This window comes from Rhizobium sp. 007, from assembly GCF_015353075.1.
GTDB lineage: Bacteria > Pseudomonadota > Alphaproteobacteria > Rhizobiales > Rhizobiaceae > Rhizobium.
On record NZ_CP064187.1, the window covers coordinates 3340716 to 3366193 of the forward strand.

Genomic DNA, 25478 nt, shown 5'->3' on the forward strand with positions numbered 1-25478 from the left:
AGGAACGGACTTGTTTGACTTCGGTATCATTCCGCCGGCGATGTTTCTAGGCATGGTCATCTTCATGCTCTACGGCTTCCCGGTCGCCTTTTCGCTCGCGTCCGTCGGCCTTTTCTTCGGGGTCATCGGCATAGCAACCGGCCATTTCAGCGAGGCCTTCCTGCAGGCCCTGCCCCTTCGCGTGTTCGGCATCGTTTCCAACGACCTGCTGCTTGCCATACCCTTCTTCACCTTCATGGGCGCCATTCTGGAAAGGTGTGGCCTTGCGGAGGATCTTCTCGAGGGAACCGGCAAGCTCTTCGGCGCCGTTCCTGGCGGTCTCGCCTACGCCGTCATCCTCGTCGGCGCTGTTCTCGGCGCCATCACCGGCACCGTCGCGGCATCGGTCATCACCATGGGCGTGATCTCGCTGCCGATCATGCTGCGCTACGGCTACAATCCGCGGCTGGCGACCGGCGTCATCGCCGCGTCGGGCACGATCACCCAGGTCATCCCGCCCTCCCTCGTGCTCGTCGTTCTCGCCGACCAGCTCGGCAGATCAGTCGGTGACATGTATCTCGGCGCCATCGGCCCTTCGATCCTGCAGGTCGCGATCTTCCTTGGCTTCATCCTGTTCCTGTCCATCTTCCGGCCAGGCTTGATGCCGCCGCTGCCGAAGGAGGTGCGCGGCGAGTTCAACTGGGCACTGCTGATGAAGGTGCTGGCCGGCATGGTGCCTTCCATTATCCTCATCTTCCTCGTGCTCGGCACGATCTTCATGGGGCTTGCGACGCCAACGGAAGCCGGCGCCCTCGGCGTCGTGGGCGCGATCGTGCTTGCAGCGCTCCACCGCCGCCTGACCTGGCCGCTGGTCCGCGAAGCCATGACATCGACGATGCATATCACCTCGATGGTGGTGATGATCCTGATCGGCTCGACTTGCTTCAGCCTCGTCTTTCAGGGCATGGATGGTTCGCGTTGGATCGAGCACATGCTGTCCGGCATCCCGGGCGGTCCGGTCGGCTTCCTGATCTTCGTCAACCTCTTCATCTTCGTCCTCGCCTTCTTCCTCGATTTCTTCGAAATCGCCTTCATCGTCATTCCGATGCTGGCACCCGTCGCTTCGGCGCTCGGTATCGATCTGATCTGGTTTGGCGTGCTTATCTGCGTGAACATGCAGACGAGCTTCATGCACCCGCCCTTCGGCTTCGCGCTGTTCTATCTGCGCTCCATCGCCAGCCGTGACGTGAAGACACGGGATATCTACATGGGCGCGATCCCATGGGTCGTCATGCAGCTCATCCTCGTCGCGATCGTGATCTTCTGGCCGCAATCCGTGACCTACTGGCTGAACAAGGGTCCGGCCGTGGACCTCAACACGATCAAGATCGAAATACCCGGCTTCGGCGGCAATCAGCTCTCGCTGCCGCCCGCGCCTGGCGGTGGCGGCAGTACACCACAGATCCCGGGTCTCACCCTGCCGCCACTGAACGGTCTGCCCGGTCAGCAGCCAGCCCCTGCGACGCCCGCGCCGGCCAATCCGGCACAACCAGCACCGCCACCCGATCTCAGCCAACCTCCAAAGATCAATTGAATGCAAATGAAGAAGCCCCGGATTTCCATCCGGGGCTTCTGTCGGCGATGCGATGAACGCGCAGACGGGTTCCCAAGCCGCCTAGAGCTTGCCCGATCGCTGCTGGATCATCATGAATGTGTCAAACGTATATTCCGAGAGCTGCATCCAGAGGTAAGCATCGCGCTTGAATGCGGTCTGGTCGTCATAGATCTTCTTGAAAGATGGGTTCGAAGCCGAGAGCTCGCCATAGAGACCGGTTGAAGCCTGGAACGCGGCTTCCAGAATTTCCTGGCTGAAGGGACGCAGTGTTGCACCTTCGGCGACGAGCTGCTTCAGCGCTGAAGGGTTCTTCATATCGTATTTCGCCATCATCCTGGTATTGGAATAGGTGCAGGCGTCGGCGAGGATCGTCTGGTAGTGCTCCGGCAGGCTGTTCCACTTTTCGAGATTGAAGAAAGCGTGGATCGCCGGACCGCCTTCCCAGAAGCCCGGATAGTAGTAGTACTTGGCGACTTTGTGCAGGCCGAGCTTCAAGTCGTCATAGGGACCGACCCACTCGGACGCGTCGATCGTGCCCTTTTCGAGCGCCGGATAGATGTCACCGCCGGCAATCTGCTGCGGGATGACGCCGAGCTTTTCCATGACGCGCCCGGCAAGACCGGCGATACGCATCTTGACGCCCTTGAGGTCGTCCAGCGTATTGATTTCCTTGCGGAACCAGCCACCCATCTGGACGCCGGTATTGCCGGCCGGAAGACCGAACATGCCCTGCGTGGCATAAAACTCGTTCATCAGGTTGATGCCATTGCCCTCGAAGAACCAGGCGTTGGTGAGACGGGCGTTGAGGCCGAAGGGAATGGCCGTGCCGATTGCATAGGTCGGATCCTTGCCGACGAAATAGTACGAGCAGGTGTGGCAGCATTCAACGGTACCCGAGCTGACGGCGTCGGCCGCCTGCAGGCCGGGCACGATTTCGCCGGCTGCGAAAGGCTGGATCTTGAAGGCACCGTCGGTCGCGTCGGCGACGTGCTTGGCGATATCTTCCGCACCGCCAAAGATCGTGTCCAGGCTCTTCGGGAACGAAGAGGTCATGCGCCACGAAATTTTCGGATTCTCCTGCGCGATTGCCGGCGCGGCGAGTGCGCTTGCCGCAACGGCACCTGCCCCCGCAGTTCCGGCCTTCTTAATAAACGAACGACGATCCATCAAAAACCTCCCGTATAGATGGCATGCGCGGACAATTTCATCCCTACCCGCAGCAATGGAGGCGAGCTAAGCATGCGGCCGCGTGTGTTTCAAGCTTTAGTCGATCAGACTTTGGCATCACGGCAGCAATTTGGCGAATGACGTGTTTCCATCGAAAATCAGCAGTTTAGCAAGGTCTCTATGCTTGAATGGCGCAGATCGCCGCAATTTGGCCCGCCATTGCGTGGAGAAGTTGACTTTGAGGCCGATCTCGGTTTTCACAATAGAAAAATCGAGAGCGTTCCGGACCAAAAATGATGAAGCCGATCGTCGCCGTTCCTGCCGATACCCGCACCCTCGATGGCGCCGACTGGCATGCCGTCCAGCATCAATATGTACGCGCGGCGCTGAACGCTGCGGGCGTCATGGCCTTCATCATTCCTGCCTTCGAAAAAGGTTATGACACGGACGCAATCCTTGACCGAGTGGATGGACTGCTGGTTTCGGGCTCGGCGAGCAACGTCCATCCATCGCTCTACGCTGCAGAGGCTCGCGAGAGCGATGGCCCCTTCGACCCCGCGCGTGACGCAACGGCCATACCCCTCATCCGCCGTGCAATCGATCGAGCCATCCCGCTGCTGGCGATCTGCCGCGGCATACAGGAGCTGAACGTCGCGCTCGGCGGTTCCCTTGCCACTGAAATCCACGAGCAGGAGGGCATCTGGGACCACAGGAAGCCAGCCGATGTCGATCGCGACGGAATGTATGCTATCCGCCAGAGCGTTTTCGTCAAGGAAGGCTCCTGCATCGCCCGCATCATCGGTCCAGGCGAAGTCCTGGTGAACTCGCTGCACCGTCAGGCAATCGCCAAGACGGCGCCTCGCCTACAGGTGGAGGCGATCGCCGAAGACGGGACGATCGAAGCCGTTTCCGTCATCGACGCCAAAGCCTTTGCCGTCGGCGTGCAGTGGCATCCGGAATACTGGGCCGAAACCGACAAGCCCTCGAACCAGATCTTTGCGGCCTTCGGGGATGCGGCAAGGGAATATGCGGCGACTAAGAATGTCTCCATGAAGGTTAAGGCCTAGGCGCTCCGGTTGCACGACAGAACGACAGGTATCGACAGTGGCTCACGGCGGGCAGATCAATATACGGCTCCTCGGCCCCGAGGATATTGAGGCTTTTCGGCAAATCCGCTTGGAGGCGCTGCAGACCGAGCCCGCGGCCTATGCGAGCACCGCCGCCGATTGGGAGAGCCTAACAAACGATGAATGGCGTCACCGCCTCACGAACAATGCAGTGTTCGTCGCATTCCACCGAGAAAAACCGGTTGGCATGATGGGCTTGATGCGGCAGCAATCGAGCAAGATGGCCCACCGTGCCACGATTATTATGGTTTACGTGCATAAGAGCTTTCGCGGTTTGGGCGCCGCTTCGGCGCTACTGGAACGACTGACCGGGCACGCTCGAGAGGTCGGCATCAGACAGCTGGAGCTGGCCGTAAGCGCGCAGAACCCGCCCGCGATCCGCTTCTACGAGCGCGAGGGCTTCAGCCAAGTCGGGCGAATTCCGGGCGGAATTATTCACGAGGGCGAGGAAATCGATGATGTCGTTATGGCGCGGCGCATCGTTGACTGAGCCCCTTACCTTGCCGAAGGCGTCTCCGGCACCGCGGTTAGCGGCCTGCCCTTCTCAAACCATTCGATCAGATTGCCGGCAACAAGATCGGCCATCGCGTTGCGCGTCGGGATCGAGGCGGAGGCGACGTGCGGCAGCAGCACCGCATTCGGCAAGCTGAAGAGTTCCGCCGGGACCACCGGCTCGCCGTAGAAGACATCAAGGCCCGCAGCGCCGAGTGCGCCGCTCTTCAGCGCCCAAACGAGCGCTGCTTCATCCACCGTCCAGCCTCGGCCGACATTGATCAGAATGCCGTCAGGGCCGAGTGCAGAAAGGATCTCCGCATCGATCGTCTTGTGGGTGTGAGGCGTCTTCGGAACGATCGCAATCAACGTATCGACAGCGCCGGCGAGACCTTTCAGGGTCGGGTGATAATCATAGGCGATATCTGGATGGATCGTGCGTGTGTGATAGCTGATTTTCACCTTGAACGGTTCGAGGCGCTTGGCGATCTCTTGGCCGATGCGGCCGAGGCCGTAGAGACCGACATGCCGTCCTTTTAAGGAAAAGCGCGATAATGGATAGGCCGAACCCGTCGTCCAGTGGCCCTCACGCAGCCAGTTCTCCGCCCGCGGCAGTTCGCGGACGGTGTTGAGCAGCAGGCCGATCGCGGTATCGGCGACCTCGTCGTTCAACACATCCGGCGTGTTGGTGACGACCAGTCCTTTTTCCGCAGCATGCTTGACGTCCACGGCGTCATAGCCGACGCCGAAGCTCGCGATCACCTCAAGGCTCGGCAGCTGATCCATCCACCTGCCGGGAAACGCGCCGCTGACGGCCGCGCCGCGAATGCGGTTTGCGGTTTCGGCGTCGAGTTCCAACGTCTCGCTTTTTTCGACGGCGACAACTTCGAAACGGTCCTTCAAGGTCGCAAGAACACGCTCGTGTATCTTCCCGGGAACGAGAATGGCGATGCGGGACATGGCTTTTCCTCTTGTCTTACTGGCGGGGTCTGTAAGGGCTTGTCGACTGGCGGATGCGCATCTCGGGTTTGATCAGGTGGATGCCGTCCGGCTCGTGACTGCCGGCCAAGCGATCGAGAAGCGCCCGGGCGGCAAGGCGGCCGACTTCGGCCTGCCCATTCCAGACCGTCGTCAGCGCCGGTGTCGAGAGCGAGGCTTCCTCGAGATCGTCATAGCCGGTAACCGAGATGTCCTTGCCTGGCACAAGACCGGCACGGGCAATGCCGTTCATGAGCCCGATGGCAACGAGATCGTTCCAGCAGACGGCGGCCGACGGCTTTTGCGGCAGCGACAGGAAATGCACAGCCGCCTCGAACCCGCCCTGCATCGAGCGCGGACCGGGAATGCGCAGGTTGGGATCGACTTCGATCTCAGCCTTGCGCAGCGCATTGACATAGCCCTGATAGCGGTCGCGGCCGGTCGAGGTCTGATCCGTTCCCCCGATCATGGCGATTGAGCGGTGGCCGAGCCCGATCAGGTGATTGGTGGCAAGCGAAATGCCGTAGCTGTCGTCACCGCGATAGGTCGGCAGGTCCATCCCCTCCATCGAGCGCGCGACAAGGATCGCCGGCATGCCGTTGGCCTCGGCAAGCTGCATATCCTCCGGCGGCGTGCCGATTGCGGGCGACATGATGACGCCATCGCCGCCGAGCTGCAGCAGCGTCTCGATGAAGGTGCGCTGCTTCTCGACCGAATCGTAGTGGTTGGACAGGATGAAGGTATGACGGCTGCGATCGAGCTCGCTCTCGATCGCCTTCAGGATTTCCCCGTAGAACGGGTTCATGATGTCGTGCACGACGACGCCGACGATGCCCGAGCGAGACGTACGCAGACTTGCGGCCCGGCGGTTGTAGATATAGCCGAGCGCGCGCGCCTGTTCCTTGATCTTTTCCCGCGTATTGCCCGCAACGAGCGGGCTGTCGCGTAAGGCTAGCGATACCGTTGCCGTTGAAATGCCGAGTGTTTCGGCAATTGTCGAAAGTTTGATCTTTTGAGCCACGCATCCTCCCCAGGCAACGCGCGAGATGGTGGAGCGCATCGCGGAACCGGAAAAAGAGCGCCCCTTAAAATGTTTAATTAAAAGATTAAACGCGGAGAGGCAAACCGAATTTTAATTGACCGTCAAATTTCGTCGGGTTCTTCGAACGGCACTGCTTCTGCCTGGAGATTGTTGTCGATCGCCTTTAGAAGGCGCACGAGGTTGCGGATTTCTTTCTCCGAAAAATCAAGCGTAGCCGTCCGATCGCAGGCCGACGCCGCCATCTCGATCGCCTTCACGCTGCCGCGCCCGAGTTCGGTGAGGTAGACCTTCGTCAGCCGCGCATCTTCCGCATCCGGCTTGCGCTCCAGGAAGCCCTGGGCTTCCATGCGGCCTATGGTGCGAGTCATCGTTGGCGCCTTGACGCCGAGCTTCTGAGCAAGGCCGCCTGCCGTCATCCCGTCGGTTTCGGCAAGCGAAAGAATGACGCCGTCCTGGCCGGCGTAAAGGCCGCTTTCAAGCAGACTACGGGAGAGGACCGTGCGCATCGACCGCGCAGCCTGCGTCAAAGCCGGCGAAAGATCGGCAAGCGTATATTCGGTCTGGTCCTTTTTCTTGGACTTGTTTTTCTTGCCGTCTTTGTGCTTCTTCCCCATCGCCATCCCTTTGATCTTTAAGCCGTGACAACGCTGCGTTATGACATTGCGCAGGTTCACGTCATAAACAAGGGGCATTGAAACCGGATGACAGCGCCTGCCCGGAACTTCGCAGACAACGATGCCGCACTTTCGGCCGAAGATCGCCGGAACTGGATCGCGGTTCTGCCGCTTGGCGCGCATGAGCAGCACGGCCCGCACCTGCCCTTCGAAACCGATACGCTGATTGCCGAAGGCATCGTCGAAAGGCTAAAGGCTGCCCTCCCCTCAACATTGCCGGTCACTTTCCTGCCCACAGAACCGGTCGGCTACTCGATCGAACACATGGATGTCGTAGGTACGAAGACGCTGACCTACAGCGAAGCGATCCACCGCTGGCTCGCAATTGCCGGAATGCTGCGCGATCTCGGCTGCCGCAAACTGGTGATGTTGAACGCCCACGGCGGAAATTCACCGCTGATGACAATCGTCGCAACCGAAGCGCGGGTGAAGTTCAACATGCTGGCCGTTGCGACCAGCTGGACCCGTTTCGGCGTGCCGGAAGAGGTGATTTCAGCTGAAAACAAGGCGATCGACATCCACGGCGGCGATATCGAAACCTCGGTCATGCTGGCGCTGCATCCCGGTAGGGTCGCCATGTCCAAGGCTGAGAACTTCGCTTCAAGGCAGCTGGAATTTGCCAGCCGCTTCAAGCATCTACGGGCCTACGGGCCGCACGCCTTCGGCTGGAAGATGCTCGATCTGAACGTCAAAGGCGCGGCCGGAAACGCCGCTGCCGCAACGGTCGAGAAAGGCGAAGCGCTGGTCGGCCATGCGGTTAAGGGGCTGATGGAGCTGCTGCAGGATGTGGATGCGTTTGACACATCCGAACTCAAATAGAGCGATCCGAAAACAATGTGATCTTATAACATTATAAAACCTTTGAACTGACGCGTCCAAATCCTTATATGGAACCGTCCGTTTAAAGCCCCCTTGGCGGCAAGCCCATTCTTCGAGGTTCTCATGACCGACGCAATTTCGACTCAGCAGAAACCCATCCCCGTCACCGTGCTCACCGGCTATCTCGGCGCCGGCAAGACGACGCTGCTTAACCGCATCCTGTCCGAAAACCACGGCAAGAAATACGCGGTCATCGTCAACGAATTCGGCGAGATCGGCATCGACAACGACCTGATTGTCGAGTCGGACGAGGAAATCTACGAGATGAACAACGGCTGCGTCTGCTGTACCGTGCGCGGCGACCTGATCCGCGTCGTCGAGGGCCTGATGCGCCGCCCCGGACGCTTCGACGGCATCATCGTCGAGACGACCGGACTTGCCGATCCGGTGCCGGTCGCCCAGACCTTCTTCATGGATGACGACGTGCGCGCCAAGACGGAGCTCGACGCCGTTGTCGCCCTTGTCGATGCCAAGCACCTGCCGCTGCGTCTGAAGGATAGCCGCGAGGCCGAAGACCAGATTGCCTTTGCCGACGTCGTCCTCATCAACAAGACTGATCTCGTCTCGCCGGAAGAACTGGCGCAGATCGAGGATATCGTCCGGGCCATCAACCCGTCGGCTCGCGTCTACAAGACGAGCCGCTCCGGCGTCGATCTCGCCCGCGTGCTTGATCAGGGCGCTTTCAACCTTGAACGCGCGCTGGAAAACGACCCGCACTTCCTGGAGCAGGAGCACGACGATCACGTCTGTGGCCCGGATTGCGATCACGACCACCATCACCATGCGCATGATCACGATCATGATCACCATGATCACGACCATGGCCATCATCACCACGGCGCGGTGTCGCCGATCCACGACGTGACGGTGCAGTCGGTGTCGCTCCGCGGCGGCGAGATGAACCCCGAGCGCTTCTTCCCCTGGATCCAGAAGATCACCCAGACGCAGGGTCCGAACATCCTGCGCCTTAAAGGCATCATCGCCTTCAAGGACGATGCCGAGCGTTATGTCGTCCAGGGCGTGCATATGATCGTCGAGGGCGACCACCAGCGCCCTTGGAAGGATGGCGAGAAACATGAGACGCGGCTCGTCTTCATCGGCCGCGAACTCGACCGCGAAAAGCTCGAAGCCTCCTTCAAGGCATGCGAGGCCGCGGCCTGATGCCAACAGTTGCCCCGCTTGATCTCGACGGCCACATTCTGGCCGTCGAATTTTTAGGTGATGTCCCCTTCTTTGCGAACGCCGCCGGCACGCTTCACCGGCTGGATGGCGGCGAGAAGGTTTGCGAAGCCCATCAGGGCATGCTCACCTGCATCCGCGATCCCTATAGCGAAAGCCTGATTTCCGGCGGCGAAGATGGCAAGGTGTTGCGCATTGCGGCCGACGCCGGCGTCAGCGAGATCGCTAACGTGCCGCGCAAATGGATTTCGCAGGTGGCGGCCGGCCCGCAGGGTGCCGTCGCCTATGCCTATGGAAAGAGCGCCTTTGTTCGTCTTTCGAATGGCGACACTAAGGAAATCACAGAGGAGCGGACGGTCGAAGGCCTTGCCTTTGCACCGAAAGGCATGCGCATCGCTGCAGCGCGCTACAACGGAGTATCGCTGCACTGGGTTGGCATGAACGCAAAGCCGGTCGATCTGGAATGGAAGGGCGCGCATACGGGTGTCACATTCTCGCCCGACGGCAATTTCCTCGTGACCACCATGCAGGAAAACGCCCTGCACGGCTGGAAGCTTGACGCCAAGCCGGGGGCTGAGGCGCGTCACATGCGCATGACCGGTTATCCGGCCAAGGTGAAGTCGCTCTCCTGGTCCGCCAAGGGCAAGTGGCTCGCCTCGTCTGGCGCGCCAGCAGCGATCGTCTGGCCCTTCCAGGGCAAGGACGGTCCGATGGGCAAGGCGCCGCTGGAGCTCGGCACGCGCGCCAACATCATGGCGACCGCGGTCAAGTTCCATCCGGCTGAGGACATCCTTGCAATCGGTTTCATCGACGGCATGATCCTTGCCGTGCGGATTGCAGACAGTAAAGAGGCGCTGATCCGCCGCCCCGGCAAGGGCGCTATCACCGCGATGAGCTGGAGCAAGAACGGCAAGCTGCTCGCCTTCGCCTCGGAAGCAGGCGACTGCGGCGTCGTCGATATCTCGGCCTGACCGCTCAAACTCTTCCGATGGTGACGGCTGAGTGCCTTCGCCATCCCTTCCGGTCAGGATGTCCGGGCATTTTCGACAATCTCGCCCAGCACGCCGTGCAAGGCATCGCGATAGCCGTTGCGGGCCGATGGCCCGCTTTCCTGCGAGGTCATCACCACGGTCAGATTGAGCGACGGCACGATGTAGAGCATCTGCCCACCGTAGCCCCATGCGAAATGCACGTCCTCGCCGCCGAGATTGCGCTCAAACCATCCGTAGCCATAGGCATCGCCCGAAAAGCGCGAGTTGGTGCGCGGCTGCCAGGACGCGGCAATCCACTCGGCGGGAACGACTTGTCGCCCCTCCCGCGTCTTGCCGCCGTTGCGATAGAGCTCGCCAAAAGCAAGCAACGAGCGGGCGCTCATGGCCATCTGGTTTCCGCCGAGATAGATGCCCTGTGGATCGCGCTCCCAGGCGCCGATCCGAAAGCCTTCGACTGGCCCGAGCCATTCCCGTGCCAAGGCAAGGGTTGTCTTACCACTCGCCTTCGTCAGGATTGCAGACAGGAGATGTGTCGAGGCGGTCGAGTACAGCATTCGGCCCCCGGGCTCATCGTCGAAGGGTTGCGAGAGTGCAAAACGCACCCAGTTTCGGCTTGCAACCCAGCGTCCGTAGTTCGGTCCCGACATACGGCCCAACCCCGCCTGCATGGACAGCAGGTTTCCGATGGTGATCTCGTTCAGCCGCGGATCGGGTGATTGCGGCAGATCCGCCTTCAGGATCGGGGCAATCTTCTGATCCGGTCCTTCGAGCACACCCTTGCTGACGGCGATGCCGACAAGGGCGGAGATGATCGCTTTCGAGGCGGACTTGATATTGGTCGATTCCGACGCTGTATGCCCGCGATAGCCGCGCTCGGCAACAATCTTTCCGTCACGTGAAATGATGATGGTTTTCAGCGATTTCAGTTCCTCGCGGGAAGCGAAGTTGTCGAGCAGCGACGCAAGGCGATCGTTTTCCTGCTGGGCTGAGACCGGCGCGGCGGAAAGGAAAAGGGCAAACCATATGAGGAAGGCTCTGGTCATCGCCATGAGCTATCGCAATCCCACGCAGAATTCATCCGCCCGAAGTGCCGATTCACGCGGACGTGAAAGTTTATGATCCTGCTTGCCCTATCGACCGGCCGCCCAACATACTGGCCGGACCAGCTCAACACACGGCAGGAGCGTAAAAACGATGGCACGCGTAATCGTGATCGGAGCAACTGGCCATGTCGGCACATATCTCGTCCCGCGTCTTGTCGAGGCGGGGCATGACGTCGTTGCAATCAGCCGCGGCAAAGCGGACCCCTACTGTCCCCACGCAACATGGCAGAGCGTCGAACGGCAGCAGATGGATAGGGCGCCGATGGAGGAGGAAGGCAGCTTCGGCCCCGCCGTCCGCGCACTGAGGCCCGATATCGTCATCGACATGATCTGTTTCACGTTGGAGAGCGCTCGCCATCTGGCGGGAGTGTTGGATGGCCATGTCGGCCATTTTCTGCACACCGGCACCATCTGGACGCACGGCCATTCCATTTCGGTTCCGACGCGCGAGGATGCGCCGAAAACGCCGTTTGGAGACTATGGCGAGCAGAAGAAGGCAATCGAGGACTATCTTCTAGGCGAGGCACGACGGCGGGCCTTTCCCGCAACCCTCATCCATCCCGGCCATATCGTTGGACCGGGCTGGCCTCCACTCAACCCCGCCGGACATTTCAACATTTCCGTCTTTTCGACGATTGCGCGCGGCGAGACGCTGAGATTGCCGAATCTCGGTTTGGAGACCGTTCATCATGTTCACGCTGACGATGTGGCAGGCATGTTCATGGCAGCGATCAGCAATTGGCAAGCGTCAACCGGAGAAAGCTTCCACGCGGTTTCCGACCAGGCACTGACGTTGAGAGGATATGCCGAAGCGATGTTTCGCTGGTTCGGTCATGAGCCGAACCTCGAATTTTTCCCCTATGACGAATGGTCGAAAATGGAAAGCGCCGAGGACGCAAGGGCGACGTGGGAGCACATCGCCCGGAGCCCGAATTGCTCAATGGACAAGGCAAGGCGTCTGCTGGGGTTCACGCCGCGCCACAGCTCCCTCCAGGCTGTGCAGGAGGCGGTCCAGTGGCTTGTCGCGCAGGGGCGCATAAGGGCTTAAAAGAAAAAGCCCCTCCCGTTTCAGGGAGAGGCTCGACCCGTCAGGCGGCCTTCCGGAGCGGCGCCTTGGCCAGCATGCGCCCCGAGGGAACAATCATGCCGGCTGCGCCGTCAAGCCAGCCTTCCGTCAACTCCAGCGCCAGAAAGCGCGAGCGTTCGAACGGGCCGGGCATGACGAGATGGCAAGCCTTCTCGGCAAAGAAGCCGAAGCGCTCGTAATAGGCAGCATCTCCGACGAGCAGGATCGCGCCATGTCCGCGGTTCTTGGCCTCGAGAATCGCCGCACGCATCAGCGCCGAACCGACACCCTTGCCCTCAAAGGTCGGATCGACGGCCAAAGGGCCGAGCAGCAACGCATTGATCGACGTGCCGTCGGTGTTGACGCCAGCCTCGATGTTCCAGAGGCGGACGGTGCCGATGACATGGCCGTCGCGGTCGCGCGCGACAAGTGCCAAGCCTTCTGCCGGGATGCGGCCGCGCCGGATCTTCTCCGACGACTTCTTGCGGCGGTTCGGACCCATGGCGCGATCGAGCAGGTTCTCGCGCGGTACGACATCCGACGGATTCTCGGAATCGATGGTGAAGACGGAGGGCGCAAAGAATGCGCGGACAGAATCAAGAACAGCGGCCATCTTGGCCTCCCGAACTCAAAACCGTTTCAGACGGTGTCGAAAGGAAATTGTGAAGGTGCCGCCCCGATTGGCTACGGGGCCGGCTGGATCAGATGACGTAGGCCTTCAGCGGCTCAAAGCCATTAAAAGCAACCGCCGAATAGGTCGTCGTATAGGCACCGGTGCCTTCGATCAGAACCTCGTCGCCGATGGTGAGGCTCACCGGCAGCGGGTAGAGGTTCTTCTCGTAGAGCACGTCGGCCGAATCGCAGGTCGGGCCGGCGATGACGCAAGGCTCCATGTTGTCGCCGTCGCGTTCGGTGCGAATCGGGTAGCGGATGGCCTCATCCATCGTTTCGGCGAGACCGCCGAACTTGCCGATGTCGAGGAATACCCAGCGGGCCGTGTCGTTGTCCGACTTCTTCGAGACAAGCACCACTTCAGCCTTGATGACGCCGGCATTGCCGACCATACCGCGGCCCGGCTCGATGATCGTCTTCGGGATCTGGTTGCCGAAGTGATCGCGCAGGCTCTGGTAGATCGAACGGCCATAAGCCTCGGCCGACGGAACGTCACGAAGGTATTTCGTCGGGAAGCCGCCGCCCATGTTGACCATCTGCAGATGGATGCCCTGCTTGGCAAGCTGCACGAAAACGCGCTTGGCATCGGCAAGAGCCGAATCCCAGGCATCGACCTTGGTCATCTGCGAACCGACATGGAACGAGACGCCATAGGATTCGAGGCCGAGCTGATGGGCATAGACAAGAACATCGACAGCCATTTGCGGGACGCAGCCGAACTTGCGCGATAGCGGCCATTCGGCGCCTTCGCCATCCGTGAGCACGCGGCAGAACACGCGGGCGCCGGGAGCGGCGCGCGAGATCTTCTCGACTTCCTCGTGGCTGTCGACCGCAAAGAGGCTGACGCCGAGCGCACAGGCGCGGGCGACGTCGCGCTCCTTCTTGATCGTATTGCCGTAGGAGATGCGCGCAGCGGTCGCACCGGCATCCAGTGCCATTTCGATTTCAGCGACAGACGCGCAATCGAAATTGGAGCCGAGCGAAGCCAGCAGCTTCAGCACTTCCGGAGCCGGGTTTGCCTTGACAGCATAGTAGATCGCGCTGTCCGGCATCGCATGACGGAAGGCGTTGAAATTGTCGCGCACGACGTCGAGGTCGACCACGAGGCAGGGACCGTCGGGACGTCGGGTTGCGAGAAAGTCGCGGATGCGCTGGGTGGTCATATCGATTCCCTCTTCCAATTCCAGAGCTCCGGCAAAAACCGGAGGACAAAGGGCATACGAATGCTCGCATTGGAACCAGCCGGTGGAGACCCCGGAACCATAGCAAGCGCTCGATGCGCAAATATTGAACCAACGCCACGACAGCGGCATAGTTCGGCTTTGTCTGCCATGGATTGGAGGGAAAATCCCAACCGCACTTCCGGCAATGAAGGTGTGCCTCTTCAGTAACCCCGGCTGATGGAAAGCCGGAAGACACCAGAAAGGCCCGCACCGTCGTTGCTTAGGCGTCCTCGCATTTCCCGGTTGGCCGGAATAGCGACTGGAGGGGTTAGTTCCAGGTACCTTACCGATGACCTCACCTAATCGAGGGTCGGCGGACACCCATGGGCACGTGCGACTTTGGGCTGAGGACGAGATAAGAATATTCGCAGTCATAATCAAGAATTTTTTTGCCCTTCGCTCAAAAAATAAATTGAACAACTGCGCGCAATTTGTTCAATCTTCCGCAACAACGGGAGATGGCCATGGACACACTGACGCGCATACGCGCCTTCATCGATGTCGTTGAAGCGGAAGGTTTTTCCGCCGCAGCGCGGCGCACCGGCCGCTCCAAGGCGCTGCTTTCCAAATATGTGCGCGAGCTGGAAGACGAGTTGGGCGCCCTGCTGCTCAATCGCACCACCCGGCAGTTTTCGATGACCGAGGCCGGGCATACTTATTACCGCACCGCCTCCGACATTCTGAAGGAGATCGACAACCTCGCCGATCTGGTCCGCGAGAACAACGCGCAACTCAAAGGCCGGCTGAAGATCTCGGTGCCGCGCACCTTTGTCGATGCCGATGTCGGTCAGTCGTTGATCGATTTTGCCAAGGAGAATCCGGATCTGCAGCTGGAAATCGCCGCAGACGACCGATTCGTCGATCTGATCGAAGAAGGTTTCGACCTGGCGATCCGCGTCACGAAGCTAGAAGATTCGGGAATGATCGCGCGAAAGATCTCGGATTTCCGCGTCCACGTCTGCGCCACGCCGGAGTTTCTCGAGCGCTATCCGAACCTCGAACATCCGACGGACATTTCCAACGTTCCCTTCATCGTGGATACGAACTCGCGCACGCAGGCAAGCGTCCGTTTCTACAATCCGGACAGCACGTCCTTCGCCGTCGCGGTTTCCGGACCGATCGAGGTGAACAGCCCACATGCGACATTGCGCGCGGCTCTTTCCGGCATCGGCATTGCGGTCATCCCGGACTTCATCGCTCGTAAGCCGATCGAGGACGGCCGGCTCGTGACGCTGTTCAACGACTACATACCGACCGATCGCGGGATTTATGCCGTTTATCCGCATCGGCGCTACCTGCCGGCAAAGGTCCGCATCTTCGTGGATTACCTCCATGCTTGGTTCAAGAAGCAGGCTTGAAGCCGGCCTGATTCACTTTGTCACCTTGAGGCAGGTCCCAATTCCGTCCCATTCTCCGGCAAGAAGACACCAACCGATTTGGGCAGAGCGGTAACCAGACACATGAAGAAATCCACTTACCTGATGGCCGCGCTGATCTTACTTGCGCCGGCCGCGGCCATGGCACACCCGCATATTTTCGTGGAAGCTCGGCTCGAAGTCGTGGCAGCGCCCGACGGGAGCGTTCAGGAGTTGCGAAACGTCTGGCGTTTCGACGAGGTGTTCTCCTCCTCCGTCGTCATGGATTTCGACAAGAACACCGATCTGAAGCTGGAGCCGAACGAGCTCGCCGAAGTCGGCAAGACTGTCCGCGAGTCGCTCTCGGACTATGACTACTACATGAATCTGACGATCGACGGGAAGAACGTGACCGTGCAGAAGCCGGACATCATTCACGTCGACTACAAGGAAGGTCAGCTTCTGATGTTCTTCGCGGTAAAGCCCGCGGAGAAGATGCCACTGAAGGGCAAACTCACCTTCGGCGTCTACGACCCCACGCTCTACACCTCGATCGACTTCCCGACGGACAAGGAGCTGGCAACAGTCGGGGACGGCTTCAAGAACTGCAAGCATGATGTGCTGCGGCCGGACGCCGATCAGGTGATTTCTCAAAACAAGCAGTCGCTGACCGACGCCTTCTTCAACGATCCGACCGGCACCGACATGTCCAAGCTCTTTGCCACCAGGCTGGAGGTTTCATGCTGAAACGGAGCGCTTTGCTGTTCCTTCCAACGGCCGCATTCGCGGCGCTGGCGCTCATGAACGTGGCGCATGCGCAATCGCCGCTCGGGATTGGAACTGCGGAGCCAAGTTTCCAGCCGACAGGTGGGCCGCTGGCGCCGCTGCTTGCCTACATCAATTACGAACAGCAGGCCTTCTACCGCGCGCTGACGGATGCCCTGAAGGCAATGCGTGAAGACCCGTGGCAGCTTGCGTCGCTGATCGGCCTTTCCTTCGCCTATGGCGTCTTCCATGCGGCCGGTCCTGGGCATGGCAAGGCAGTGATCTCCTCCTACATGATCGCCAACGAAATCGAGCTGAAGCGCGGCGTAGTGATCTCCTTCATCTCAGCCTTCATTCAGGGTGCAGTGGCAGTGGCGCTCGTCGGCGGTGCCTGGCTCATCCTGCGTGGCAGCGGCATAACGCTGACGCAGGCGACGAATGCGATGGAGATCACAAGCTTCGTCATGGTCATCGCCTTCGGTGGCTGGCTGCTTTTTCGCAAATTGCGTTCGATGATCAACGGCCTGCCAAAGCGTGAAGTCGTGGAGACCTCTGCCGGTCCGGTCAGCATGATGCTCGACTGGAAGGACAATGAAAGCCGCAGGGAAGCCTATGCCTTCGGCGAGAAGCAGGCACGCAAGGCGGGACATAACTTCATCGCCGGCATGGCCTGCGAAACCTGCGGCCGCTCTCATGCGCCGGACCCGTCGCTGCTGGGCGGCGACAAATTCAGTATCCGGGAAGCCTGGTCGGCGATCGTTGCCGTCGGCCTTCGCCCCTGCTCCGGCGCGCTGCTCGTCATGACCTTTTCGCTGCTGAACGGCCTTTATCTCGGCGGCATTCTTTCTGTGCTCGCCATGTCGCTTGGCACGGCCATCACGGTCGCCATCCTCGCGATCCTTGCCGTCGCCGCCAAGGGCACCGCCGTCCGCATCTCCGGCCGTGGCTCAGCGAGATCGATCTGGATTGGCAACGCGATCGAAATCCTGGGCGCCGTCCTGGTGATTTGCATGGGCGTGCTGCTGCTCGGCGCCTCGCTTCAGGGGTAGGCTCTTATTTCCCCCTGCCTCGCTGATAGTGCGCCCTCAGCCAGAATATCGCGAAGAAGCCGAGCAGCAGCGCCGCGCCGGCAATGACCGCAAGCGCGGGAGAATAGCTGCCGATCCAAAGAACGAGCGTCGGCAGGAAATAGATGACCAGTCCCGCGCAAATGAGGATGGTCGCGGCGGCGATCGCCTGAGAACGGCTTTCGGGGCTCATGCGAGCCTTTCCTTTTCAAGATCTGAACGGATATCCTGCAGGCGCCGGCGCTGCCTGCCTTGGGCATCGAAGTTCTCCGGCGAAAGCCAGGTCTCGAAAGCCTCGCTGATCAGCGGCCACTCGCTGTCGATCATCGAGAACCAAGCCGTGTCGCGGTTGCGGCGCTTGGCGATCATATGCTGACGAAAAACACCTTCGAACTTGAAGCCGTAGCGCGCGGCCGTCGTCTTGCTGGCCTCGTTGTTGTTGTCGCACTTCCATTCGTAGCGGCGGTACCCGAGGTCTTCGAAGACATGCTTGGCCATCAGGTAATGCGCTTCGGTGGAAAGCGGCGAACGCTTCATATCCGGCCCGTGCGCCACGCCGCCGATTTCGACGACGCCGTTGGCCGGGTCGGCACGCATATAATTGGCCATGCCGACGATCCTGCCGGTGGAGGTATCGCGGAAGATGTGGGTGAGCCAGCCAGACTTGGTATAGGCGTTCTCAAGCCACTTGGCGAAATCGTCGATGCCGGCAAAATCGTCCTGCGCGAAGTAGAGAAGCAGCGGGTTGATGCCCATGCCGCCGAGGCCGTCCCAGAGCGCCTGAAGGTGCTCCGCGCGAACATAGGGCTCGACCGACACGTAGCGCCCTTTCAGTGTCACATAATCAGGTGCCGGCACCTTGAAATTCGATAGATCGCGCATGCTCACTCCTCTCGTCGGAAGAGTGGATAGGCCAGCCGCCCTGGAAAGGCAACCAGCCTGCATGTCACCGTGACAAGGAAACCTTGGCGGAGGAAACCGTTGCTTCGATGTGGTCCACAAGCGCATCGGCAAGGCCAAGACGGCCGGCAAGAAGATCGAGATAGCCGCGTTCGGCCCGCGAGTCCGGCTCGACCGTCAGGCGCGAAGCCGTATAGAGCTCGACCTTCTGTTCCTCCGTAGTGGCGGCGGCGACCAGCGCGTCGAGATCGGTCGGCGAGGCAAGCTCGTGCTCGATGAAGGACGCGGCTTCGCCGCTGACGTCGGCGGCCTTTATCTTGTCCATGACATGCGCTCGCTCGGCGTCGTCGATATGCCCGTCGGCTTTGGCCGCCGCGATCATGGCGCGGATCAGCACGAGAGCAAATTCGTTGCTGCCAGCAGGCGAAGCCGGACCGAAACCTGAATCGGCGGGTGCCGGCAGAAGAACCGGCGTCGAGGGCGGAGGGGCATCCGAAGGCGTGGCAGGTGCCTGGCCCGCCTGGTAATTCTTGTAGGCCTGGTATCCGAGGCCGGCGATAGCTGCGAGCCCGCCGATTGCCAGCGCGTTGCCGGCAATATTGCGGCCCGTCTTCGTTCCGAGAAACACGGTCGCCAGCGCTCCGGCCTTCCACGGATTATCCTTGGCCAACTGGACGGCATCGCCGGCCCGGTTGCGGACACTTCCGCCGACGCCCGGTATTTGCGATCCCAGGAACTGGTCAAGAAGCTTCTTCGCGTCGAACATCCTTCATCGTCTCCCTGTTGAGGCAGACCTGAAGATAGGAAGCGGATCGACAAATACAAATGCCGGCGAAGCCGCCGGCATCCTGAAGCGATCAGGAAAATGTCAGGCCTTCAGCGCAGCCGCTTCCGAGGCGAGCTTGGTGATGCCGTCCCAATCGCCCGCAGCGACGAGTTCCTTCGGCGCCACCCAGGATCCGCCAACGCAGATGACGTTCGGCAGCGACAGGTAATCATTGGCGTTTTTAAGCGAAATGCCGCCAGTCGGGCAGAAAACGGTGCCGGCGAGCGGCGAGGAAAGCGCCTTGAGATATGCGGCACCGCCCGCCTGTTCGGCCGGGAAGAATTTCAACACCTGGTAGCCTTCTTCGCGAAGCGCCATGACTTCGCTTGCCGTAGCAGCGCCCGGCAGCAGCGGAACCGGCGATGCCGAAGCGGCGTCGAGCAGTTCCTGCGTGGCCCCCGGGCTGACGACGAACTTCGAGCCGGCAGCAATGGCCGCGTCCCACTGCTGGGCATTCAGGATCGTGCCTGCGCCGACTTCCGCACCTTCGACCTCCTGCGCAACGGCACGGACCGTATCGAGTGCTGCAGGCGTGCGCATGGTGATCTCGATCGCCTTCAGGCCGCCGGCGACCAGCGCACGCGCCAGCGAAACGCCGGACTTCACGTCATCGACGATCAGCACCGGAACAACTGGCTGGAGTTTGAGGATGGAAAGGAGCTTTTCTGTCTTCTCGCCCATGGCCGCACGGTTCCTTAAACGATTGAATTGGGCTCCCGAATACCTCTCTGAACCCTCTTTGTCGAGACAAAACAGATGCGGCAAGAAGATGGGTATCCCTCCCGGGAGTTTTACGTTACGGTACCGCGATCGTCACAAAAGGTTCACTGAAATGGCGAAAGAGATCGAGCGGAAATTTCTGGTACGCAACGACGGCTGGCGCGCGAAGGCCGAGACGAAATCGATCCTCAGACAAGGTTACATCGCCTCGATGGACGACCGGTCCGTGCGTGTGCGCATCCTTGATGGAAAGCGCGCGCGGCTGACGATCAAGATCGGCCGCAGTACCGTGACGCGAGACGAGTTCGAATACGAAATCCCCGTTTCTGACGCCGAAGAATTGATGCAGAGCACCATTGGCCTGGTGATCGAAAAGACGCGTTACCGCGTTCCGCATGACAACTTCGTCTGGGAAGTCGATGTCTTTGCCGGTGCGCATCGCGGTCTGGTGATCGCTGAGGTGGAGATGAAGTCCGAAAATGACGATCCCTCCCGCCCCGCCTGGCTTGGCCGCGAAGTGACCGGCGATTTCCGCTATTCCAACCAAGCGCTCGCGACCGAATTCGAGTACGATCAGGATGCCCTTTCGCATACGGCCTGATTTCGATTTCACTGATGAGTTCCGAAGAGTGGCAACGGAACAGCTTGAACGTGCCATTGCCGTTCTCGAGGAGCGGCCGGACGGCGCGCATGAGGCGGTCCATGATTTTCGCAAGAACGTGAAGCGGCTGCGCTCTCTTTACCGGCTCGTGGCGAAAGAGGTGCCGAACTTTCAGAAGCGACAAAATGCCAGGCTGCGCGACACCGCAAAATCGCTTTCATCGATCCGGGACGCAGCAGCCCTGATCGGCACTGCCGAATATTTGCAAAAAGGCGCCCGCGGCGACGTAGAGAGCGAAGCGCTCAGCCGCGTCGTCACCATTTTGCAAGCACGGCGTGACTGGATGGCGGAGGCCGAAAGCGGCCTTGAACAGAAGCTTCACGACACGGCCATCTCGCTAAAGGACGCGATCGCCGCAGTCGATAAGGTTTCTTTCAAGAACAACCCGCGTAGAAACGCCCGCATGCTTGCTAAAAGCTGGCAGCGAACTTTGCGAAGAGGGCGGACAGCGCTCGATGCATGCCACGATACGGCAGCGGTCGAGGATTTTCATGAACTGCGCAAGCGGACCTATGACTACCGGCTCTATCACACGCTGCTGCGCAATCTGTGGCCCGCCGCGATGAAGGCGAAGCAAGATGCAGCCAAGGATCTCGCAGAACGGCTCGGCCACGTCAACGATCTCTCGGTGCTTTCGCAACTGGTCGAGGCCGAGCCGCAGCTCTTTACGCGCAATGAAGATCTCGCCCACCTGCTCGATGCCATCATCTTCCGCCAGCAGGAAGAGCGGCAAAGCGCGCTCGCCGACGCCGGCCGCGTCTTTGCCTACAAACCGCAACGCGAGGCCAACCGGATTGAAGCACTCTGGCAGTTGAGCCGGAACTGAATTCGACAAGTGTCGAGCCTTAGCTGCGGCCGCAATGGCGACGCTTGCGCGAAAACGCTGCAGACTGTATTTCAGCGCGCATGACCGACAGCATCAATCACACCAGCCCGTTCCTCGTGGCGGCGCTTTATCATTTTGTTTCCGTGCCGCGCTTCGAAAGCCTGTGCGCGCCGCTGCAGACGCTTTGCGAAAAAAACGGCGTGAAGGGAACGCTGCTCCTGGCGCATGAGGGTATCAACGGGACGATCGCCGGGCCGGATGCTGGCATCGAAATGGTGCTCGCCTACCTGCGGGCGCAGCCGGAATTCACCGCCCTGGAACACAAGGAAAGCCGCGCATCCAAAATGCCTTTCCTGCGCATGAAGGTGAAACTCAAAAAAGAGATCGTCACGATGGGCGTCGAGAATATCGACCCCAACAAGGTGGTTGGGACTTATGTGATGCCGCAGGATTGGAACGCCTTGATATCCGATCCCGACACCATCGTCATCGACACGCGCAACGACTACGAAACGGCGATCGGCACCTTCCGTGGCGCCGTCGATCCGAAAACCAAGACCTTCCGCGAGTTTCCGGAATGGGTGCGCCAGAACACCGGCCTGCACAACAAGCCGAAGATCGCCATGTACTGCACCGGTGGTATCCGCTGCGAAAAGGCGACGGCTTTCATGAAGGAGCAGGGCTTTGAGGAGGTCTACCACCTCAAGGGCGGCATCTTGAAATATCTGGAGGAAGTTCCGCGGGAGGAAAGTCTGTGGGATGGCGCCTGTTTCGTCTTCGACGAGCGGGTGTCGGTCGAGCACGGACTGAAGGAAGGCGAGCACAAGCTCTGCCATGCCTGCCGCAATCCGATCACCGCAGAAGAGATCACGTCGCCGCTTTACGAGGAAGGCGTTTCCTGCAGCAGCTGCTACCACACGCGCACTGAAGACGACCGGCTGCGCTATCGCCAGCGGCAACTGCAGATCGCGCTTGCCAAGAAACGCGGCCAGAAGCACATCGGGACTTAGGTTCAGGCAGCGGTTATCTGGCGCGGCATCGCGTCCAGGGCACGGCGTGCTTCAAGCATTTCGGTGATCCTGTCTGCCGGCACCGGCTTGCTGAAGAAATAACCCTGCAGGCAATCGCAACCAAAGAGACGAACGGCGAGCGCCTGCTCTTCTGTCTCGATACCCTCGGCCGTCACCGGAATATCCAGTGAGCGGGCAAGCGCGACGGTTGCCTGCAACATCTCGCGCTGGCTGTCGCTTTCGGTCACGCCCTCGACCAGCGAACGGTCGATCTTGATGCGGTCGAAACCGAATTGGCGGAGATAGCCGATCGACGAAAAGCCCGAGCCGAAATCATCGAGCGCGATCTTGACGCCGAGCGTCTTCAGCCGCTCGATCGATTGCCGGGTTCGCTGCGGATTCTGGATCATGTATCCTTCGGTGATCTCCAGCGTTACACGCTCCGCCTCGATCTCCGTCTGTTTCAGGACATAGCGAACATAGTCGGTAAAGGCCGGATTCCGGAACTGGCCGGGGGAAACGTTTACGGCAACGCGCAGCTCCGGCCATTGCTTGGCGGTCTCGCAGGCCTTGCGCAGCACAAAGAGACCGAGCGCCTCGATAAGCCCGCTGGTTTCGGCGATCGGAATGAATACTTCCGGCGATACAGGTCCGTGGCCGGGACGATTCCAGCGCACCAGCGCTTCGACGCCGTTCATCTCATGTGTAGAGGCATCGATCAGCGGCTGATAGGCAAGCGTCAGATCGCCGCTTTCGATCGCAACGCGCAGATCCAGTTCAAGCGCATTGCGCTCCTCGCGGTCGGCATCCATCGCGGGATCGTAAAGCGTCATGCGGGCCCGGCCCGCTTCCTTGGCCTTGTACATCGCAAGATCGGCACGGCGGACCAATTCTTCGCGACCGATCGTCCCGCCAGCAGCCATCGCGATGCCAATGCTGGCGCCGATGACGACGACGCGCCGGCCGATCTCCAGCGGCTCCGCCAGGAAATCCAGAATCTGTTCCGAAAGCTGCAGGGCATCGGCGTTGCCACCTTCAGACAGGAAAGCAATCGCGAATTCGTCGCCGCCAATGCGCGCCAGAACCGCGGCCTTTGGGATCAGCACCTTGAGGCCGGCAGCCACCGCGCGGATCAACTGATCACCGGTGCCATGCCCGTAGCTATCGTTGACTTCCTTAAAACCGTCGAGGTCGAGATAGAGAAGCAGTACGTTCTTACCGGTCTGCTTCGCCTTAGCAACGACGTCATCGACAGCAATCCCAAGGCCTTCACGGTTCGACAGCCCGCTGAGGCGATCGCGGAGCGCATCCTCGCGGGCATTGTTTTCCTCCGCCTTGAGCCGGCGTCCGGCGAGCCAGCCGATCACGAGCAGGCCAGCGAAGAACAGCCCGACGAGACCGAGTGCCTTCACAACCGTCGGGCGCACCTGTGCATAGCTGATGTCGCCCGGCGAACGCGAAATCCATACGAGTTTGCCGAGCGCCTTGCCGGCGGCATCATCGACCGCCACGGAATATTGCGCGTCGTAAGCAGCTGGCACCAGCTTCAATCCCTGGATAACATAGGTCTCCCCGAGGCTCCTGATCGTCTCGTCGTTCAGATGGCGGGCAAAAATCAGATAGCGGCGCTGCCCCGCAGGTGCATTCAGCGTGCCGGATTTTTCGCGCACGAGCGCAACGCCGACTGCCGCGATGCCGCTCTTGGTGCCGACGAAACCCACGGCTTCCGGTGATTCAAGCCCGGCGGCCTTCACTTTGTCGAACAACGTCCAGAACGATGGCGCAAAGAAATCGCCAAGCGCGCCCTCCATCGGCTGGCCGTCGCGATAGACCATCAGCGGTTTCTTGTCGTCATCTATGACGATCGCTACGTCGAAAAGCGCGCTGTTGGAGGACATTTCGCCGTAGTTGCTGATCGTCCATGCCATGCCATCGGGGGCATAGACATTGACGGCCGCATCGTCCCAGGCGGCATAGTCGTTCAGCGTCGCGCCGAGTTGCGCTTCGAATGTCTTGAACGCCCCGGCCGTGGTTTCACGCGAACGTTCGTCGTCGAGAATATTGGCGTTATCGGTGACGCGCGACAGCGCCGTCAGCACCATGACGGTAACGACCGCGACCATAACCGCAAAGGAAAAAAGCACACCCGTAACAGTCGCGTGGCGGCCGATCCCCGAAGCCTGATTTTTTTGCCTAAAGAACGCAGGCATACATTACTCCCCGATAACGGGGGACTTTGCCAGTCAAGGCTTCAAAAACGGTTAAAGCAAACGGTACAAGGCTTCATCCGGGTGATTTTTCTCCATGAAAATCACTGGGCATTGAAATACCCTCCCCGCGGAACGGGAAGGGCTTGATTTCATAACGGTTTTGGCCGCCGCTTACCAGCCTGCGATGACCGATCCCTTGAAAGTATCGGCGATGAACTGCTTCACGGCATCGCTGTGATAGGCTTCGACCAGCGTCTTCACCCAAGGCTGATCCTTGTCCTTCTCGTTGACCGCCAGAATATTGACATAGGGCGCCTTTTCGCCTTCGCGGGCAATCGGATCCTTCGAGGGATCAAGGCCGGCTTCCAACGCGTAGTTGGTGTTGATAACAGCGGCATCTACATCGTCCAGCGAACGCGGCAGCTGGGCGGCATCGAGTTCGGCGAACTTCAGATTCTTGGCATTTTCCGTGACATCGGCAGGTCCGACCTTCAGGCTCGCGCCATCCTTCAGCTTGATCAGTCCCTTATCGGCGAGGATCAGCAGAGCACGGCCGCCATTGGTCGGGTCGTTGGGGATCGCCACGGTAGCACCATCAGCGAGTTCGTCCAGGCTCTTCACCTTCTTGGAATAGACGCCCATCGGGAAGTTGACTGTATAGGCGACGTCAATGATCCTGAAGCCGCGATCGGCGACCTGGTTGTCGAGATAGGGCTTGTGCTGGAACGAGTTGGCGTTCAACTCGCCATCGGCAAGCGCCTGGTTCGGCACGACATAGTCGGAAAATTCCAGAATCTCGATGTCGAGGCCCTTGGGCGCTGCAACTTCCTTCACCTTCTCCATGATCTGTGCATGCGGACCCGGCGTCACGCCAATCTTGATGGTTTCGGCCGCGGCAGCAGTCGCAAAGGCCGCTGCGAAGGCGGCCGCGAGGATGATTTTCTTCATCG

The 25478-nt window shown here is 60.2% G+C and carries 26 protein-coding genes; 13 read left to right on the plus strand and 13 right to left on the minus strand.

Annotation, left to right across the window (positions count from 1 at the left end; genetic code table 11):
- Positions 1–10 precede the first annotated feature (10 nt).
- Complete coding sequence (locus tag ISN39_RS16375) at positions 11–1573, plus strand: TRAP transporter large permease subunit (protein ID WP_074069697.1); 1563 nt, start codon at positions 11–13, stop codon at positions 1571–1573.
- An 81-nt stretch (positions 1574–1654) separates the two neighbouring features.
- On the opposite strand, the gene ISN39_RS16380 is transcribed toward ISN39_RS16375, so the two are convergent.
- On the minus strand, positions 1655–2761 hold the full coding sequence (locus ISN39_RS16380; protein WP_194728214.1) for a TRAP transporter substrate-binding protein: 1107 nt from the start codon (positions 2759–2761) through the stop codon (positions 1655–1657).
- Between the two features lie 293 nt (positions 2762–3054).
- Between ISN39_RS16380 and ISN39_RS16385 the strand changes: the two genes are divergently transcribed.
- Together ISN39_RS16385 and ISN39_RS16390 are read left to right on the plus strand one after the other, a co-directional pair.
- Positions 3055–3828 (plus strand): gamma-glutamyl-gamma-aminobutyrate hydrolase family protein, encoded by a 774-nt coding sequence (locus ISN39_RS16385; RefSeq protein ID WP_194728215.1) that lies wholly within the window; start codon positions 3055–3057, stop codon positions 3826–3828.
- 37 nt (positions 3829–3865) lie between these two features.
- The gene (locus ISN39_RS16390) at positions 3866–4378 is read left to right on the plus strand and encodes a GNAT family N-acetyltransferase (protein WP_246763243.1); all 513 of its coding nucleotides are present in this window, start codon (positions 3866–3868) and stop codon (positions 4376–4378) included.
- Positions 4379–4383: 5 nt separating this feature from the next.
- Here the strand turns inward: ISN39_RS16390 and ISN39_RS16395 are convergent, their stop codons facing one another.
- The 3 genes from ISN39_RS16395 to ISN39_RS16405 form a co-directional block, all read right to left on the minus strand.
- Positions 4384–5340, minus strand: coding sequence for a 2-hydroxyacid dehydrogenase (locus tag ISN39_RS16395; RefSeq protein WP_074069700.1), 957 nt, complete (start codon positions 5338–5340; stop codon positions 4384–4386).
- Between the two features lie 16 nt (positions 5341–5356).
- Positions 5357–6379 carry a LacI family DNA-binding transcriptional regulator gene (locus ISN39_RS16400; RefSeq protein ID WP_022715909.1) on the minus strand — a complete coding sequence of 341 codons (1023 nt, stop codon included), beginning with the start codon at positions 6377–6379 and terminating at the stop codon, positions 5357–5359.
- A 122-nt stretch (positions 6380–6501) separates the two neighbouring features.
- A complete protein-coding gene (locus ISN39_RS16405) occupies positions 6502–7014 on the minus strand; it encodes a MarR family winged helix-turn-helix transcriptional regulator (protein WP_194728216.1) in 513 nt (170 codons plus the stop codon).
- Between the two features lie 87 nt (positions 7015–7101).
- On the opposite strand from ISN39_RS16405, the gene ISN39_RS16410 reads away from it, so the two are divergent.
- The 3 genes from ISN39_RS16410 (at position 7102) to ISN39_RS16420 (ending at position 10103) form a co-directional block, all read left to right on the plus strand.
- Positions 7102–7893 carry a creatininase family protein gene (locus ISN39_RS16410; protein ID WP_194728217.1) on the plus strand — a complete coding sequence of 264 codons (792 nt, stop codon included), beginning with the start codon at positions 7102–7104 and terminating at the stop codon, positions 7891–7893.
- Positions 7894–8016: 123 nt separating this feature from the next.
- The gene (locus tag ISN39_RS16415; protein WP_074070438.1) at positions 8017–9114 is read left to right on the plus strand and encodes a GTP-binding protein; all 1098 of its coding nucleotides are present in this window, start codon (positions 8017–8019) and stop codon (positions 9112–9114) included.
- Entirely contained in the window at positions 9114–10103 is a 990-nt protein-coding gene (locus ISN39_RS16420) for a WD40 repeat domain-containing protein (protein ID WP_074070437.1), read from the plus strand. The genes ISN39_RS16415 and ISN39_RS16420 overlap by 1 nt, the downstream gene beginning before the upstream one ends.
- Positions 10104–10156: 53 nt before the next feature.
- Here ISN39_RS16420 and ISN39_RS16425 read toward each other — a convergent pair whose 3' ends face one another.
- Positions 10157–11167 carry a serine hydrolase gene (locus tag ISN39_RS16425; protein WP_074070439.1) on the minus strand — a complete coding sequence of 337 codons (1011 nt, stop codon included), beginning with the start codon at positions 11165–11167 and terminating at the stop codon, positions 10157–10159.
- A gap of 151 nt (positions 11168–11318) precedes the next feature.
- Between ISN39_RS16425 and ISN39_RS16430 the strand changes: the two genes are divergently transcribed.
- Positions 11319–12275 carry an NAD-dependent epimerase/dehydratase family protein gene (locus ISN39_RS16430; protein WP_194728218.1) on the plus strand — a complete coding sequence of 319 codons (957 nt, stop codon included), beginning with the start codon at positions 11319–11321 and terminating at the stop codon, positions 12273–12275.
- Between the two features lie 40 nt (positions 12276–12315).
- On the opposite strand, the gene ISN39_RS16435 is transcribed toward ISN39_RS16430, so the two are convergent.
- Positions 12316–12906 (minus strand): N-acetyltransferase, encoded by a 591-nt coding sequence (locus ISN39_RS16435; protein ID WP_194728219.1) that lies wholly within the window; start codon positions 12904–12906, stop codon positions 12316–12318.
- A gap of 88 nt (positions 12907–12994) precedes the next feature.
- On the minus strand, positions 12995–14128 hold the full coding sequence (gene odc2, locus ISN39_RS16440; protein ID WP_194728220.1) for an ornithine/lysine decarboxylase: 1134 nt from the start codon (positions 14126–14128) through the stop codon (positions 12995–12997).
- Between the two features lie 524 nt (positions 14129–14652).
- Here odc2 and ISN39_RS16445 point away from each other — a divergent pair.
- The 3 genes from ISN39_RS16445 to ISN39_RS16455 all read left to right on the plus strand — a co-directional run bounded on the left by ISN39_RS16445 (position 14653) and on the right by ISN39_RS16455 (position 17357).
- Positions 14653–15546 (plus strand): LysR family transcriptional regulator, encoded by an 894-nt coding sequence (locus ISN39_RS16445; protein ID WP_022715917.1) that lies wholly within the window; start codon positions 14653–14655, stop codon positions 15544–15546.
- Between the two features lie 102 nt (positions 15547–15648).
- Positions 15649–16290, plus strand: coding sequence for a DUF1007 family protein (locus ISN39_RS16450; RefSeq protein ID WP_194728221.1), 642 nt, complete (start codon positions 15649–15651; stop codon positions 16288–16290).
- Between the two features lie 53 nt (positions 16291–16343).
- Positions 16344–17357 (plus strand): nickel/cobalt transporter, encoded by a 1014-nt coding sequence (locus ISN39_RS16455; RefSeq protein WP_246763344.1) that lies wholly within the window; start codon positions 16344–16346, stop codon positions 17355–17357.
- A gap of 4 nt (positions 17358–17361) precedes the next feature.
- On the opposite strand, the gene ISN39_RS16460 is transcribed toward ISN39_RS16455, so the two are convergent.
- The 4 genes from ISN39_RS16460 to ISN39_RS16475 all read right to left on the minus strand — a co-directional run bounded on the left by ISN39_RS16460 (position 17362) and on the right by ISN39_RS16475 (position 19782).
- Entirely contained in the window at positions 17362–17568 is a 207-nt protein-coding gene (locus ISN39_RS16460) for a hypothetical protein (RefSeq protein ID WP_194728223.1), read from the minus strand.
- Complete coding sequence (locus ISN39_RS16465) at positions 17565–18257, minus strand: GNAT family protein (RefSeq protein WP_194728224.1); 693 nt, start codon at positions 18255–18257, stop codon at positions 17565–17567. The genes ISN39_RS16460 and ISN39_RS16465 overlap by 4 nt, the downstream gene beginning before the upstream one ends.
- Positions 18258–18321: 64 nt before the next feature.
- Positions 18322–19041 carry a tellurite resistance TerB family protein gene (locus ISN39_RS16470; RefSeq protein ID WP_194728225.1) on the minus strand — a complete coding sequence of 240 codons (720 nt, stop codon included), beginning with the start codon at positions 19039–19041 and terminating at the stop codon, positions 18322–18324.
- Between the two features lie 102 nt (positions 19042–19143).
- Entirely contained in the window at positions 19144–19782 is a 639-nt protein-coding gene (locus tag ISN39_RS16475; protein ID WP_074069709.1) for a 2-dehydro-3-deoxy-phosphogluconate aldolase, read from the minus strand.
- A gap of 151 nt (positions 19783–19933) precedes the next feature.
- On the opposite strand from ISN39_RS16475, the gene ISN39_RS16480 reads away from it, so the two are divergent.
- The 3 genes from ISN39_RS16480 to ISN39_RS16490 all read left to right on the plus strand — a co-directional run bounded on the left by ISN39_RS16480 (position 19934) and on the right by ISN39_RS16490 (position 22318).
- Positions 19934–20422, plus strand: a complete 489-nt coding sequence (locus ISN39_RS16480) for a CYTH domain-containing protein (protein ID WP_039846143.1) — start codon at positions 19934–19936, stop codon at positions 20420–20422.
- Complete coding sequence (locus tag ISN39_RS16485; protein WP_194728226.1) at positions 20400–21308, plus strand: CHAD domain-containing protein; 909 nt, start codon at positions 20400–20402, stop codon at positions 21306–21308. The genes ISN39_RS16480 and ISN39_RS16485 overlap by 23 nt, the downstream gene beginning before the upstream one ends.
- Positions 21309–21388: 80 nt before the next feature.
- Positions 21389–22318: a rhodanese-related sulfurtransferase gene (locus tag ISN39_RS16490; RefSeq protein ID WP_194728227.1), complete on the plus strand. Its 930-nt coding sequence runs from the start codon at positions 21389–21391 to the stop codon at positions 22316–22318.
- 2 nt (positions 22319–22320) lie between these two features.
- On the opposite strand, the gene ISN39_RS16495 is transcribed toward ISN39_RS16490, so the two are convergent.
- Together ISN39_RS16495 and ISN39_RS16500 are read right to left on the minus strand one after the other, a co-directional pair.
- Entirely contained in the window at positions 22321–24528 is a 2208-nt protein-coding gene (locus ISN39_RS16495; protein ID WP_194728228.1) for an EAL domain-containing protein, read from the minus strand.
- A gap of 171 nt (positions 24529–24699) precedes the next feature.
- Complete coding sequence (locus ISN39_RS16500; RefSeq protein WP_194728229.1) at positions 24700–25476, minus strand: MetQ/NlpA family ABC transporter substrate-binding protein; 777 nt, start codon at positions 25474–25476, stop codon at positions 24700–24702.
- Between the last annotated feature and the right edge of the window lie 2 nt (positions 25477–25478).

What these genes read in the sequence shown, in the direction of transcription:
- ISN39_RS16380 (WP_194728214.1), bottom strand. Translation starts at nt 2,761, where the DNA reads ATGGATCGTCGTTCGTTTATTAAGAAGGCCGGAACTGCGGGGGCAGGT.
- ISN39_RS16385 (WP_194728215.1), top strand. Translation starts at nt 3,055, where the DNA reads ATGATGAAGCCGATCGTCGCCGTTCCTGCCGATACCCGCACCCTCGAT.
- ISN39_RS16395 (WP_074069700.1), bottom strand. Translation starts at nt 5,340, where the DNA reads ATGTCCCGCATCGCCATTCTCGTTCCCGGGAAGATACACGAGCGTGTT.
- ISN39_RS16405 (WP_194728216.1), bottom strand. Translation starts at nt 7,014, where the DNA reads ATGGGGAAGAAGCACAAAGACGGCAAGAAAAACAAGTCCAAGAAAAAG.
- ISN39_RS16410 (WP_194728217.1), top strand. Translation starts at nt 7,102, where the DNA reads ATGACAGCGCCTGCCCGGAACTTCGCAGACAACGATGCCGCACTTTCG.
- ISN39_RS16415 (WP_074070438.1), top strand. Translation starts at nt 8,017, where the DNA reads ATGACCGACGCAATTTCGACTCAGCAGAAACCCATCCCCGTCACCGTG.
- ISN39_RS16420 (WP_074070437.1), top strand. Translation starts at nt 9,114, where the DNA reads ATGCCAACAGTTGCCCCGCTTGATCTCGACGGCCACATTCTGGCCGTC.
- ISN39_RS16425 (WP_074070439.1), bottom strand. Translation starts at nt 11,167, where the DNA reads ATGACCAGAGCCTTCCTCATATGGTTTGCCCTTTTCCTTTCCGCCGCG.
- ISN39_RS16430 (WP_194728218.1), top strand. Translation starts at nt 11,319, where the DNA reads ATGGCACGCGTAATCGTGATCGGAGCAACTGGCCATGTCGGCACATAT.
- ISN39_RS16435 (WP_194728219.1), bottom strand. Translation starts at nt 12,906, where the DNA reads ATGGCCGCTGTTCTTGATTCTGTCCGCGCATTCTTTGCGCCCTCCGTC.
- odc2 (WP_194728220.1), bottom strand. Translation starts at nt 14,128, where the DNA reads ATGACCACCCAGCGCATCCGCGACTTTCTCGCAACCCGACGTCCCGAC.
- ISN39_RS16445 (WP_022715917.1), top strand. Translation starts at nt 14,653, where the DNA reads ATGGACACACTGACGCGCATACGCGCCTTCATCGATGTCGTTGAAGCG.
- ISN39_RS16450 (WP_194728221.1), top strand. Translation starts at nt 15,649, where the DNA reads ATGAAGAAATCCACTTACCTGATGGCCGCGCTGATCTTACTTGCGCCG.
- ISN39_RS16455 (WP_246763344.1), top strand. Translation starts at nt 16,344, where the DNA reads ATGAACGTGGCGCATGCGCAATCGCCGCTCGGGATTGGAACTGCGGAG.
- ISN39_RS16460 (WP_194728223.1), bottom strand. Translation starts at nt 17,568, where the DNA reads ATGAGCCCCGAAAGCCGTTCTCAGGCGATCGCCGCCGCGACCATCCTC.
- ISN39_RS16465 (WP_194728224.1), bottom strand. Translation starts at nt 18,257, where the DNA reads ATGCGCGATCTATCGAATTTCAAGGTGCCGGCACCTGATTATGTGACA.
- ISN39_RS16470 (WP_194728225.1), bottom strand. Translation starts at nt 19,041, where the DNA reads ATGTTCGACGCGAAGAAGCTTCTTGACCAGTTCCTGGGATCGCAAATA.
- ISN39_RS16475 (WP_074069709.1), bottom strand. Translation starts at nt 19,782, where the DNA reads ATGGGCGAGAAGACAGAAAAGCTCCTTTCCATCCTCAAACTCCAGCCA.
- ISN39_RS16480 (WP_039846143.1), top strand. Translation starts at nt 19,934, where the DNA reads ATGGCGAAAGAGATCGAGCGGAAATTTCTGGTACGCAACGACGGCTGG.
- ISN39_RS16485 (WP_194728226.1), top strand. Translation starts at nt 20,400, where the DNA reads ATGCCCTTTCGCATACGGCCTGATTTCGATTTCACTGATGAGTTCCGA.
- ISN39_RS16490 (WP_194728227.1), top strand. Translation starts at nt 21,389, where the DNA reads ATGACCGACAGCATCAATCACACCAGCCCGTTCCTCGTGGCGGCGCTT.
- ISN39_RS16495 (WP_194728228.1), bottom strand. Translation starts at nt 24,528, where the DNA reads ATGCCTGCGTTCTTTAGGCAAAAAAATCAGGCTTCGGGGATCGGCCGC.
- ISN39_RS16500 (WP_194728229.1), bottom strand. Translation starts at nt 25,476, where the DNA reads ATGAAGAAAATCATCCTCGCGGCCGCCTTCGCAGCGGCCTTTGCGACT.